Genomic DNA, 12738 nt, shown 5'->3' with positions numbered 1-12738 from the left:
CGCGCATTGGAACCACTACATTATGCCAAGATTCTGGGGATTCTTTATTTTTACTACTTAATTTGACCAAAAAAACGCTTTCTCCCATGCATGATCATGACTTGCCGATCACCCAAAAGATCAAGTTCATCCAAGATACCCTCTACACAATCAGCGGCAAATGGAAACTACCAATTTTAATGGCAATGTATTCAGGAGCTGAACGGTTTCGGGATATACAACGAAGCGTGGGTGGCATTACCACCCGGGTGCTGTCAAAAGAACTTAAAGATTTGGAAGCACATCAATTGATCGTCAGAAAAGTTGACGATACTTATCCTGTCTCCATCACTTATTCTGTGACCAATTACGCTTTTACTCTCAAGCCGCTCGTAGATGAAATGATCTTTTGGGGACAAAAGCATCGTCGGGCGGTCACGAAAAATTAGGTCTTCCGTTAAACGTCCAGTTCTCATTCAGGCAGTTGCATCAGTTCTATCAGGTTTCCTTCCGGGTCTTTTACATAAGCGAAGCTGGCACCCTTCTGAACGGCCGGGGCCGGTGGGGAAACTGAGGTAGCACCGTGAGAAAGCAACATATTGTAGGCTGCGATTAGGTCATTCACGGTTATTGCCCAGTGCCCATACCCCAGCTGGGAAGCAGCATCGAGTGCGTCTTTGAAAGCCCTTTCCCTCGATGCGCCCGCAACTTCTATCAACTCAATACTTAGGCCGTTATCTGCCAGAAGCAGTACTGTCCTTACATGATACTCTGGAATCTCCAGCTTCTGGATTTCTTTCATTCCAAAAAGGGATGCATACCACTGCTTTGCAGCTTGAAGGTTTTTCACAGACAGCCCGACATGGTTTTCTAAGGCGCTGATAGGCATCGCCCCGAGCGCTGCATGCTGGCTTTTTGCAGAGAAGGATTTCAAAACAAGCATTACGAAAAAAAGAGCAATCCGGCCGAACAGGAGATTTTTGTTACGTTTCATTCGCTGAATCTTTGTTTGTGTTTAAAATCAGCTCAAAACTAACTCATTTCTGATATCTAGATGATACCTATTACCTAAAGGATATCAAATCAAACGCTTCCGGTCAACATATCAAAGTGTTGGTTAATGGATTCTAGTTTCAATTGTGGAAAAGTTTGATATCAAGGTACCAACGGTTCACATATCAACTTTTCAAATTCGTACCCTCTCTCCGTGCCTATCGCTCGTATATGTCAACCGGATTTCGTCAACATAGAGTACCAATCACAAAAGTGACTCGCTGACATACAGGCGCTGTACATAAAAACGATCGTATAATCGTACACTAGCTACGACGCGCAGAAATATCAATTAAGCTCATTATCAGGGTTTTATATTTGAAATTAACCTCAGGTCGCCCAGAAATTGGTTCGACATTAGTTCCGTTGCGGGTACAAAAGCTCCTCAGCGCAAGCTGAGGGGCTTTTTTGCTTTTATAGCCAATTAAAAACCGCATTTTTCGCGCTTTTCAGCACATTTATGGTTCGACTCCTTTCCTGGTGACTAAGCGGAAGTCGAACCAACCTCTCGTCTTTTTAGAATTTCTGTTTTTGCCATCTCCGTTTTTGTTCTGGCATTTATCAAGCTCAGCCCTTTTCAACAGCAGCTAGTTTCTGCTTCAATGCCAAGAGTTCACCAGATTCTTTTTTCATTGGAACACGTGGTTTAGTCCTGAGCCAACGACCAAGACGGTACCGAAAGTACCAACGATGCCAGGCCTTAAGTGGAGTTCGAGAAATTTTGAGTTGACTCAAAAGCTGTTGGTCAGAAAATATGCCTGATCGGCAAAGCTCAACAACCTGTGATCGGAATTTACCGTTTTTGTAATTTTTCTTGACAACAATTAATTTGTTCACTTTCATTAGCTTGCAGGATTAGTGTAAGGCTATTTCAGTGTAATACAGTACCAGCGCTCATGGAAGGCACATACCGCCATGGACCATACATTTGCCCGGTGATAGCTGTAACCGGATCGTAATGATTCGGGATCAATGTTTCCATTAGATATGCACTTCCTATTTCTTCGTCAGGCGTAGGCGACATTGTTCCTGGGTGAGAATCCATAATTTCTTGAATCTCCTGTTCAGTCAGTTCCTTTTCATAATCCAGATCATAAACAAGCCCAAATTGTACCATTGAATAAGTATTTGGTTACTTACTAGTAGTTCGCAGTGGCGAATTCCTTATACCATATTGATTTTCAATACGATTGCCTTTTCCAAACCAACCGATCAATCCACCGGCTTATGAACTCCAAACCTACAAATTCCGCCATGGGCAGTTCAGGATCTACATGCGCCGCTACCCTGTTTTTATTCTTCTTGAAACTGTTTTACGTACTCATTTTTCTCGTACCGCTTTTTGCACATGCACAGGCTCCGAATGTGTTGTGGAAAAAAACGCTCGGAGGCACAGCCGATGAGTTTGGACGCGCCGTTATCCGGACCCTCGACGGAGGATCCCTTGTAGTCGGCGGGGCCAATTCCAACAACGGGGATGTTACGGGTGTGCATGGGCTCTCCGATTTCTGGGTCGTGAAACTGGATGCTAATGGCAATGTCGGTTGGCAAAAAGCTTATGGGGGAACCGGGTACGAATCTGCATCGGGTGCACTGGCGACCACAGATGGCGGCTTCTATATTTTTGGCTCCACAATGTCCAATGATGGTGATCTAACGGCAAACCATGGTAGCTCCGATGCGTGGATTCTCAGGATCAATTCTTCTGGGGCTATCATCTGGCAAAAAACCTATGGAGGCAGTGGCTCAGATGGGGTAACAACCGGATGGGCACTCGCAGATGGCAACCTGGTACTTTCCGGCTCCACTAGTTCTAATGACGGAGACGTGTCGGGCAATCACGGAGATGCTGATTTTTGGTTTTTGATAATCGATGAATTTGGGGCGCTTATTATGCAAAAATGCTATGGGGGCACTTCCATGGACCTTTCGGCAGGTATGACCTTTTCGCCAGATGGCAATGTTATCATTACCGGAACGGCTTATTCAACGGACGGTGATGTTACCGGGAATCCAAGCCCCTGGTTCGCCGGCTCATGGACAATCAAAATAAATTTGGTGGGCATATTGCTGTGGGAACGGTTTGAAAAGCCGGAATTTTGGGCGCAAGGGGCCATTAGTGTTGCGAGCACAAAAGCCGGGGTTGTCATAGCAGGTTATAAATCAAACAGTGTCTACCCCGATGGGGCGGATTTGTGGCTAGTCAGATACGATGAAGACGGAAACAAACTCTGGGACAAAAGGTATGGCGGCTTTGCGGCGGACGATGCTTATTGCATCGTCCCGATGATCGACGGTGGACTGATCGTAGTTGGTGAGACGTGGGAAACGGGTTTGGACGGGGTTTCCAGGGGATGGTCTAACTTCTGGGTATTGAAAATAGGTCTGCCAGGTAATATCATTTGGCAGAAAATAATGGGTGGTACAGCTGGTGAAGAAGCCTGGGGCGCAGCGGTTAATCCCGACGGCAGTATAGTTGTAGTGGGAGATGCCGCCTCCAACGACGGCGATGTGTCGGGTAATCACGGGTTGGACGACATATGGGTTGTCAAGCTCGATGTCGACCCTGCATTTCCAGTCTCGCTGATCCGCTTTTCAGCGCAAACCCGAGATCACAATTCCGTTGAACTGAAATGGGTTACCGCCAATGAAGTTGATAATGCCTACTTTGAAATTGAGAAAAGCAAAGACCTGAAAGATATCGTTCCATTATGCCGCGTTTCACCTGATGAGCAACCTGCGGCAACACATACCTATCATTACACTGATGACATGCCTTTTCAGGGAACAAGTTACTACCGGTTGAAACAGGTGGATATCGACGGCAAAACGACAACTTATCCATGGCGTGCCGTAGTCTTGAGCGGCGACTATTCAGTATATCCGAACCCTTCCACGACAGGAAGTTTTCGCCTGCGGCTGGATGAGCCGGCAAACGCCGTCATTCAATTATACGACCCCTATGGCCGGCAGGTACCTATTCAGACAAGCCGTAGTGAAACAGGCGTTGTTGAAGTGAAACTTTCCGGAAAATCCAGCCCGGGAGCATATGTTCTGCAAGTGACCGAGCGCGGCCACGTCCGCGAGCATCGGATGATTCTTGACTAGACAAAAACCTAATTTATCTCAGAACGTAATTAAATGCGAAATGACTATGATAAAAGTGTTACTTTCCACTGCTTTTGCATTGTTCATCTACGACAGAAGCTTGGCCCAAACCTGTGGGACAGACGGCATTTTACTTGAAAGCCAGGCACAGGTAGATGCGTTTGCGACGACCTACTCGGGATGCACGCAAGTAGGGCAACTTGAAATAACCGGACCGGGAATTATGAACCTGAATGGTCTTGGCGGCATCGCTTCCATTCAGGGATATTTAAACCTGCACGATTGTCACAACCTTATGACAATGGGCGGGTTTAATCTCAGCGGAGTAGGCGCCCTGAGTTTGACCAATAATACGCTCCTTACCGATTTTGCCGGTTTCGAGGCCGTCACATCGTTGGAACTCTATGTCATCAACTGCCCTGCCATTACCAGTTTGTCTGGTCTGGGAAACGTTGCGAGCCTCCCTAACCTTCACCTGGAAGGCACTGGCATCACCAATTTCACCGCTATGACTTCCCTCACCCAGCCAGGCTATATCAAGTTCGTAGGCCCTAATCCCAATCTAAAAAATTTTGTCGGTTTTGAAGCTGCAACGACACTTGCAGGCGGCATTACGATTGGGGAAGGGATGGTAATGACCGATTTTACAGGCCTCGACAACGTCACCGGGATGTATTACCTGGATATCTGGGGTAAGCTCGACAGCTTTAAAGGGTTGGGTGCGCTTAAAGCGACACTTGGCTGGATGGACATCTATGAAACCGCCGATATCCCCAATTTCAAAGGGCTCAATTCCCTTGCTTTCGTCGATCGTCTTTCGTGTGCTAGTACTACCCTGACCAGCCTCGAAGGCCTGGAAAGTTTAGATTCGACATATTTTGGTGTAGCGTTCGTCAATTCCAAGATTCAAAATCTGATAGGACTTACAGGAATGTCCAAGGTCAGTCTCGGTTTGCTGAACAACGCGCTGCTAACCGATGTGTCAGCCATTGAGAACACTCCGATCACAGGCCTGCGGATCGAAGGCTCTCCGCTCCTATCGGATTGTGCCGCCAAAAGCATTTGTATCTATCTTACAAATCCAACCAATCCGGTTACTTTGGCAGGCAATGCTGTGGGCTGCAATACACGTGAGCAAATCGTAAATTCAATTGATTGCCAGACCATCTTACCCGTTGAACTACTTTCATTTACGGGAATGCAGACCCCTGAGGGCAATAAATTGATGTGGCAAACAACCTGGGAGACCGGTAATAAAGGCTTCGAAATCGAACGCAGCGCCGACATGCGAAACTTTGAAAAGATTGGTTTTATAGAAGGTTATGGCGAAAGCAACACGCAGAAAAAATACTCATTCACCGACGCGGGCATTGGCAAAGTTTCTTACTATCGCCTGAAACAGATCGATTACGATCAGACTTATCATTATTCAAAAACCATTGCGATACATAATAGGCCCCGGGCGACTCGCGTATATCCGAATCCTGCGAAAGAGCGCCTGAACATTGATGCTGCCGATCGGAACCAGGGCTTCACCATCAAAAACTCGCAGGGTGTTACCGTCATGGAAGGATCGATATTACCGCAAGACGCGATGAATACGAGCTCTTTGCGGTCTGGAATCTATATCTTGTCGGTTGGAAAAGAGGCTTTCAAGGTGGTCGTGCAGCAGTAACGTTTATGTGCGCAGCTAGCCCATTCATCCTCTACCGGCCAGAGGGAAAGACACGGCCGGACGGGAAGCCAGTTTGAGTTTGGCGGTATGATAATTTGCCCCCGCTCAGCAACGACCAAGCCTTCGTCGTGACGATCCGGAACTCGTACTTTCCGGCATTAAATCACACGTTAATGTCTAAAATACAGCCAAACCAAAAGCACGCCACTCAAAAATGCTTGTCCTCTGGATGAATACGTCAAGTTAAGAATTTGTCTCTAATTTTTGTCACTTAACAAAGGCGGAATTTCTTCGTTTTATCCGATCTTGACACATGACACTATTAATTCGCAGGATATGCTCAACATACCCAGCCTTATTCGAACATCGTTGATGCAGGAATTCGTCGCGAGTTGGACTAAGCTTCAGAAGCTGTCTTGCTTCTTGGGCTTTGCGAACGAGAGCCTCAAGTCGTTTAGCGTGGTGGTCGCGTTGGGATGGCAAGGTTGAATATTAATCTTTATGGTCAAGCTCCTGTAATGATGCTATGGCAGATATTCAGCTTAATGTAGAATCCAAGACATCTTTCGATCAGAGCCAGATCATACGTGGAATTTCTAAATCGCCAATAAGTTCATCTGCGTGAGTTAAATATCATCTACTTAAATCGCATACTTTTCGTAAATCATCGAAAAAACGGTTCGACATTTGTTCGGCTCCGGGTACGAAAGCCCCTTAGCGAAAGCTGAGGGGCCTTTTTCGTTTAAAATCCTGGAAAAATACAATTCAGACTTTCTTTGATCACTTCTTAACAGGCTTTTGGTTCGACTTCGGTTGTGGGGACTAAACAGGATTTTTCATGCAACCCTGTAAAACCAAGGGGAAGATTAGACTATATTAATTTGATTTTCAGATAGATACAAATCAAAGTCGAAGTATATATTCGGTTCGACATGCTATGCTCTGAAAGCCACTAAACAAGCCATGAGTTTAGGTGCCATTGGATAATTTGTATCATAAGCCAGTAGATCAAAGTTTTTGAGTCATTCAAATGTGAGATGGCTATATGATATTAGGTCTCCGGGCGCTGGTAGGTGCTTGTCACTATTCTTTGGTCTTGGAAAACGTCGGTGGCAGTTGTGCAACAGCCACGGAGGTTTTCGGAGACTAAGATATTTGGTGTAATGAAACTATTAAGGACGTTACATCCGTGATTAATAAAATTCCAAGGTTTCCAACTATTACGGATCAACACCCATCCTATTCAAAAACTTCAAAATATGAAAAATCTCGTACTAGCACCAATACTCCTGTTTGCCTTTTTTGCTTGTAAAAGCGATAATCCAAAACCGGCTCCGGAAATCGAAGGCATTGTTGGCACTTGGAAATATGTGGCCACAGAAACAATTGTGAATGACAAACCAGAATGGGTTTCTGTCCCTGGAGAATCGAATGTCAGTTTTAGGCACGATGGTGTTATACTAGATTCTAGGAATTTGCCTAATTGCTGCGCACCCAAGGCGTATCAGGTAAACGGGGAGTGGTTTGTCATAAATAAAGATACAGCGAGGGAAATTTCCGAGAAATGTGGGCCAGTAGATTGTATGGTTTGCACTACTGCATGGAACATTTTTCAGACAAATGATGAGCTAGTAGTATTTTCAGGTTGCGCGCCGCGCGTGTTAACGAAGAAATACATCCGAGAGTAGTTACGAGATTGTTTACTTATCCATGAATCTCAAAAACCCACTTTTTTTTGTGACGAAGGTTGTCACATCCGTCTATTTGGCTGTATTTAAAACCGCTTGAATGTGCGGGTACATTCCGTTGCGGATATGATAGCACTTCAACGCGTTTAAGATTTTTTTTTGTGTGGTAAAATTTTAGGAATATTATAATCCCGTCCAAGCTGTTAGCCATTAGGAATAGGTCAACTAATTAATTTCTTCAATACCCGCATGCCCACTTGATATCGGAATATTGATAAGCATCGTCAGTGACGTTTCCGTTCGAATCGTAGGTCAGACTAAACGTTTGGTCGCGAAACGTTTTGCCACCGTAGTCGATCGTCAACCGTTTCATATTATTAGTTGAAAACATCGACGGAGCGGATTCCATACCAAAGAAAAAGAAGTAGTGCAGCGGCATTCGTGTATTTGGCCTTTCGTCATAAAAGTATTCATATAGATAATCCGCTTCCAGGATGTTTTGTCTTGCGAAGACATGCATTCTTTCACTTGCCAGGTTACTATTAGCATCGTACTGAAAAATGCTTTCATGACTTTTGTAAAGTTGGCCCTTCCCGTCAGCAAACCAGCGTATTAACCCATTTGGCTTGTCACTGGAATTGTATTGAAAGTTGATACTTTCTTTTAGTTCGACATTGACGGTCGTACTGTTTACAGTTCGTTCTGCATCAAAATTCTGAATGCGTATCAGATTGTTATTCTGATATTCGAATTCGGTTTTCGGATATTTGACTCCGTTTATCTCAATAAAAATCGTCGACAGTCTCCCGCTTTTATATTCGAAAAACAGCGTAGGGTATCCTGGTCCTCCACCACGCACACGCGACATGACTGTTGGTTGGCTTCGGGAGTCGTATTCAAAAGCATAGGATATACCCGATTGTGTAAACTCGGTCAGCTTGCAATTTTTCGACAACACCTTTTCAACCGGATTTTTCTTTTTACAAGACAAAGTGATATAGGCTAGCAATATTGTACTAAAAAATATTTTGTATACACGCATTCAGGTACATTCATTACGTTGGTCGTTAACAGTCAGAAAATCGGCTGGCATATTGGCAAATAGCGTCACTTGTAAAACCACCTATGGATTAGCGACAAATATTGAATGGGGTTGCAAAGATGTTGCATCGCCTGAAAGTGGGACAGGCGTGTTATTCTTAAGGTAAGAAGGATTGCAATTTGGACAAGACGTTGTAGGCGTAATCACATAGACATTGCTATTGAGCGTTGCGATGCTAATCGCATCGCTACCATTCAGATTACTTTTGACTCCATTTTTCCATATCACAGCTTTACCAACCTGGTTTACATATTCAATCCCAACAATGTAAACATCTTCGCCAGCAATAGCGATATCTCTTGCCAACGCACTATTTCCACCGTCATCAAGATTGTTTTCGATACCGTTTTTCCAATATTTTGGGACAAATCGACTCGTGCCAGGAGCAAGTTCAAAACCGACTATATGCACATCGTTTCCCGAAGCAGCTATGGCAAGAGCGTTTGTAACATTTTTGCTTTTCGAGAGATTAACCTCGCTGCCATTTCGCCAATATTTAGCAACCGGCCCAATCTGATTTTGAGTAAAACCACAAGTGTGTACATCGCCTCCGGATACAGATATTCCGGTCATGGTCCCAAGATCCGTTTCGTTACCGATTATAGCAACTCCATTCTTCCAATAAGCTGGTACATGTATATTAAAAGGATCATAAACCGCACCTGCAATATAAACATCATCTCCAACTACCGTAATGTCGTCAAAAGATGTGGGGATTCCGCCAGGTAAAACATTCGATATCACGCCATTCTTCCAATAAGTGCCAAAACCTTGGATACCTGCACTTAAATAACCGCTTCCGATCACGTGGACATCCCCGCCGGACACAGCAATGCCAGTCGCTCCGATGAATGCAAATTGGTGGGAAGGACTTGGCAGATCAAACGATTGTCCATTTTTCCAATAAACGACCTTCGAGTCACTATTTATCCCTTCTGTGCCAGTTACGTAGATATCTGGTTCAGGTTCAATTGGCGAAACACGTTTAGAGGAACAGGATGATAAGAAAAGACAAATTAAAATAATGCACAGGCAACTATAAGGATTTTGCATTTGCTGATGTAAATGAATGTAATAGGGTTAGCCAAAATCAAAAATAACCGAATGGCAAGTTACCTAAAATTCCCAATCGCTTGTAGCCCAAGTAAACGGCCACCTTTCAACTGTTTGGGTTCGAGTCCACTTGTGAGGACTACGCCTGAGTCGAACCGGGAACTCCGTCGGCGATTGGCAAAATATTCTCCCATATCCTCTTTCGATACCGGCCAGTCATGTAGCGAAAGATCTACAATAAATACGTACTAATTGGTACTTCCGTTTGCATGACGCAGATGTACCTTTCGAGGGAAAAATAACTCTGAGTAATTTAATATTCAACCTGAAATTTCCCATATGAACAAACTCTTTACATTCTTGCTTCTCATCTGCGCACTCCATGCAAACGCCCAATATATCACCGTTTGGAAATCGGATAATCAAGGCACCAGCGCCAATAATCAGATCATCATTCCGGCAAAAGGAAATGGGTATAGTATTGCCTGGGAAGAAATCGGCAATCCGGCGAACAACGGTACGGCAATTGGGACCAACAACTATACACTCACTTTTCCCACCCCGGGAACATACCAGGTAAGCATTACGCCCGGCAGCGGAACGTTCACAAGAATTTCATTTGCCAGCCGTGTCGACTATTACAAACTGCTGGAAATAAGGCAGTGGGGCGACATCCAGTGGGAAAGTATGGAAGATGCCTATTTAGGCTGCTATAACCTGAAAGTTACCGCAACCGACGCCCCTGACCTGCACAATGTAACTTCCATGAAGAGCATGTTCAGTACGTGTCAGGGTTTACAGACTGTTCCCGGAATCAACAACTGGGATGTCAGTTCAGTAAAGGATATGACCTTTCTCTTTTCCGCGACTACCGCGTTCGACGCACCACTCGACCAATGGGATGTCAGCAATGTCACAGATATGACCGGCATGTTCCGAAACTCGGCCTTTGACCATCCGATAGGTAACTGGAATGTAGGCAATGTCACCAATATGTATCTCATGTTTGGAGACGCATTTAACTTTAATCAGCCCATCGGGTCGTGGGATGTCAGCAAAGTCACCAGAATGAGTGGAATGTTTGGCGGTGCGACAAACTTTAATCAACCTCTTAATGACTGGGATGTAAGTCGGGTTATTTACATGGATGGCATGTTTTTCAACGCGCAGGCCTTCAACCAACCTGTCGACAATTGGAATGTCAGCAAAGCGCAATCTATGGCATCGATGTTTTCCAAGGCCGCCGCGTTTAACCAGCCGGTCGGATCCTGGGACGTTAGTAACGTGTTATACATGCAGGGGATGTTCCGCGACGCAACAACCTTTAACCAACCGCTCAGCACATGGGATGTAAGTAAAGTAACCGACATGCCTTCCATGTTTGAGAATGCCGCCGCATTCAACCAGCCGATCGGCAACTGGCGTGTCGATGGTGTGCTTGATATGTCTTCCATGTTTCTTGGAGCCGTCGCATTTAACCAGCCGATCGGTAACTGGAACGTTGGGCAGGTAATCAATATGAAAGCCATGTTTCAGCAGACAGCGGCTTTCAATCAGCCTATTGATAGCTGGGATGTGAGCCAGGTTACCGACATGTCTTATATGTTTTTCTATGCAAGTGCTTTTAATCAGCCCGTTAACAACTGGGATCTAAGCAAAGCCACCAACATTTTCGCAATGTTTTATGGCGCAGCGTCGTTCAACCAGCCCGTCGACAAATGGAATGTGAGCGGGGTTACGAATATGTTCGGCGCATTTGCTGGTGCGACGGCATTTAATCAATCACTCGGTGCGTGGACGCTTGCGCCGGGAGCCGACATGACATACCTGCTTGCTGGCTCGGGGTTGGATTGCGTGAATATGACCCTGACCTTACAGGGATGGGCTGAGAATACCGCGATGCCAAGTAACATCACATTCGGCGCCCAGGGCATTACATACGGATCTCCCGGAACCGCGGCATTGCAGACTTTGAGAACTGCTAAAAACTGGACGATAGACATTGGTGGAGAGGTGATATGCGAAGCTTTGGCTGTCACGCTGATCAGTTTCAATGCAAAAAGCGCCAATGGAATTGTTAAACTTGACTGGGCCACGGCTTCGGAAACCGACAATGACTATTTCGACGCGGAACGCTCGGCCGATGCCAGAAATTGGCAGGCGATCGGACGTGTCAAGGGCGCCGGAACTGTGAATATCGTCCACAACTATACAATCATCGATGCAAGCCCATTGGAAGGCAGATCATTCTACCGTTTGAAAATCGTGGATTTCCAGGGAAAGGCAGAGTACTCCCACATACGCGCGATTCAAATAAACAACTCCCCTGCCCCAACCGTTTACCCCAATCCGACGACAACCTCGCTGACACTTTCAGGAAAGACGACAGGCCAGGTCAGGATATACAGCCTGTCTGGCCAAGAGCTTAAAAAGATTGAGGTGAAGGGGGAAAAGACGCTAATACCCATCAAAGAACTTCCTGTTGGAGGCTATTTGCTAAAATCAGACGATGGATGGAGCACGAAATTTATTAAGCAGGGATCTACATACTGACTTTGATTATTCTGCGCCAAAGGAGCCATAATCATGGACGGTTGTCTGCTCGTCTTTTAATCCAACCCATAAGATCGCCGCTCGCTCCGTAATTTATTCTGCAGCTCTGCAATCGCTTTCTTTTTATTCTGCCTGATCTGGGCAAGCAATGGCTTGGGGCCGCCGTCTGGGTTGTACCTGGATCCCCAGTCAAGAACTTCTACCATAACCGGCACCAGCTCGATGCCTTTGTCCGTGATCAGATAGAGGAATTTCGATGCGTTTTTGGGCGAGACTACCTTCGAAACGATTCCTTCGTCCACCAGCGTGTTCAACTTCTCTGTCAATACCGCAGAAGATATTTTCTCGGCTGATGCCCGAAACTCCAGAAAAGAATTTTTGCCGTTGAACATCAAGTCCCGCAAGATTAACAACATCCATTTATCTCCGAGGATTTCCACTGTGAAATTGATGGGACATGTTGATCTTCTCTCCATTGTTTTTATAATATTACGGGCCAAAAGTGGTTTGTTTTTCGAACCACTTTT

11 protein-coding genes are annotated in these 12738 nt (G+C 45.4%); 5 read left to right on the top strand and 6 right to left on the bottom strand.

The window, feature by feature from the left end:
- Positions 1–86 precede the first annotated feature (86 nt).
- Positions 87–428 carry a winged helix-turn-helix transcriptional regulator gene (locus tag AAHB90_RS05830; protein ID WP_342083996.1) on the top strand — a complete coding sequence of 114 codons (342 nt, stop codon included), beginning with the start codon at positions 87–89 and terminating at the stop codon, positions 426–428.
- A gap of 23 nt (positions 429–451) precedes the next feature.
- Here AAHB90_RS05830 and AAHB90_RS05825 read toward each other — a convergent pair whose 3' ends face one another.
- The 3 genes from AAHB90_RS05825 to AAHB90_RS05815 all read right to left on the bottom strand — a co-directional run bounded on the left by AAHB90_RS05825 (position 452) and on the right by AAHB90_RS05815 (position 2149).
- The gene (locus AAHB90_RS05825) at positions 452–973 is read right to left on the bottom strand and encodes a VOC family protein (RefSeq protein ID WP_342083995.1); all 522 of its coding nucleotides are present in this window, start codon (positions 971–973) and stop codon (positions 452–454) included.
- Positions 974–1599: 626 nt separating this feature from the next.
- Positions 1600–1875, bottom strand: coding sequence for a hypothetical protein (locus tag AAHB90_RS05820; RefSeq protein WP_342083994.1), 276 nt, complete (start codon positions 1873–1875; stop codon positions 1600–1602).
- A gap of 28 nt (positions 1876–1903) precedes the next feature.
- Positions 1904–2149 (bottom strand): hypothetical protein, encoded by a 246-nt coding sequence (locus AAHB90_RS05815; protein WP_342083993.1) that lies wholly within the window; start codon positions 2147–2149, stop codon positions 1904–1906.
- A 110-nt stretch (positions 2150–2259) separates the two neighbouring features.
- Between AAHB90_RS05815 and AAHB90_RS05810 the strand changes: the two genes are divergently transcribed.
- The 3 genes from AAHB90_RS05810 to AAHB90_RS05800 all read left to right on the top strand — a co-directional run bounded on the left by AAHB90_RS05810 (position 2260) and on the right by AAHB90_RS05800 (position 7503).
- Entirely contained in the window at positions 2260–4140 is a 1881-nt protein-coding gene (locus tag AAHB90_RS05810) for a T9SS type A sorting domain-containing protein (RefSeq protein ID WP_342083992.1), read from the top strand.
- Between the two features lie 46 nt (positions 4141–4186).
- Entirely contained in the window at positions 4187–5815 is a 1629-nt protein-coding gene (locus tag AAHB90_RS05805) for a T9SS type A sorting domain-containing protein (RefSeq protein WP_342083991.1), read from the top strand.
- A gap of 1259 nt (positions 5816–7074) precedes the next feature.
- Positions 7075–7503: a hypothetical protein gene (locus AAHB90_RS05800; RefSeq protein WP_342083990.1), complete on the top strand. Its 429-nt coding sequence runs from the start codon at positions 7075–7077 to the stop codon at positions 7501–7503.
- A gap of 238 nt (positions 7504–7741) precedes the next feature.
- Here AAHB90_RS05800 and AAHB90_RS05795 read toward each other — a convergent pair whose 3' ends face one another.
- Together AAHB90_RS05795 and AAHB90_RS05790 are read right to left on the bottom strand one after the other, a co-directional pair.
- Complete coding sequence (locus AAHB90_RS05795) at positions 7742–8371, bottom strand: hypothetical protein (RefSeq protein ID WP_342083989.1); 630 nt, start codon at positions 8369–8371, stop codon at positions 7742–7744.
- Positions 8372–8626: 255 nt separating this feature from the next.
- Positions 8627–9658, bottom strand: coding sequence for a hypothetical protein (locus AAHB90_RS05790; RefSeq protein ID WP_342083988.1), 1032 nt, complete (start codon positions 9656–9658; stop codon positions 8627–8629).
- A gap of 339 nt (positions 9659–9997) precedes the next feature.
- Between AAHB90_RS05790 and AAHB90_RS05785 the strand changes: the two genes are divergently transcribed.
- Positions 9998–12211, top strand: a complete 2214-nt coding sequence (locus AAHB90_RS05785) for a BspA family leucine-rich repeat surface protein (protein WP_342083987.1) — start codon at positions 9998–10000, stop codon at positions 12209–12211.
- A gap of 56 nt (positions 12212–12267) precedes the next feature.
- Here AAHB90_RS05785 and AAHB90_RS05780 read toward each other — a convergent pair.
- A partial coding sequence (locus AAHB90_RS05780; protein WP_342083986.1) for a winged helix-turn-helix transcriptional regulator occupies positions 12268–12738 on the bottom strand: 471 nt, incomplete at its 5' end.

The organism is Dyadobacter sp. OTU695, from assembly GCF_038440355.1.
Classification (GTDB): domain Bacteria; phylum Bacteroidota; class Bacteroidia; order Cytophagales; family Spirosomataceae; genus Dyadobacter.
The sequence above is the reverse complement of the archived record's forward strand: the minus strand, read 5'-3'. Positions and strand labels throughout refer to the sequence as shown.

Bases quoted from the DNA above. Each gene is read 5' to 3' on its own strand.
- AAHB90_RS05800 (WP_342083990.1), top strand. From the start codon at position 7,075: ATGAAAAATCTCGTACTAGCACCAATACTCCTGTTTGCCTTTTTTGCT.
- AAHB90_RS05825 (WP_342083995.1), bottom strand. From the start codon at position 973: ATGAAACGTAACAAAAATCTCCTGTTCGGCCGGATTGCTCTTTTTTTC.
- AAHB90_RS05805 (WP_342083991.1), top strand. From the start codon at position 4,187: ATGATAAAAGTGTTACTTTCCACTGCTTTTGCATTGTTCATCTACGAC.
- AAHB90_RS05815 (WP_342083993.1), bottom strand. From the start codon at position 2,149: ATGGTACAATTTGGGCTTGTTTATGATCTGGATTATGAAAAGGAACTG.
- AAHB90_RS05820 (WP_342083994.1), bottom strand. From the start codon at position 1,875: ATGAAAGTGAACAAATTAATTGTTGTCAAGAAAAATTACAAAAACGGT.
- AAHB90_RS05830 (WP_342083996.1), top strand. From the start codon at position 87: ATGCATGATCATGACTTGCCGATCACCCAAAAGATCAAGTTCATCCAA.
- AAHB90_RS05790 (WP_342083988.1), bottom strand. From the start codon at position 9,658: ATGCAAAATCCTTATAGTTGCCTGTGCATTATTTTAATTTGTCTTTTC.
- AAHB90_RS05810 (WP_342083992.1), top strand. From the start codon at position 2,260: ATGAACTCCAAACCTACAAATTCCGCCATGGGCAGTTCAGGATCTACA.
- AAHB90_RS05795 (WP_342083989.1), bottom strand. From the start codon at position 8,371: ATGTCGCGTGTGCGTGGTGGAGGACCAGGATACCCTACGCTGTTTTTC.
- AAHB90_RS05785 (WP_342083987.1), top strand. From the start codon at position 9,998: ATGAACAAACTCTTTACATTCTTGCTTCTCATCTGCGCACTCCATGCA.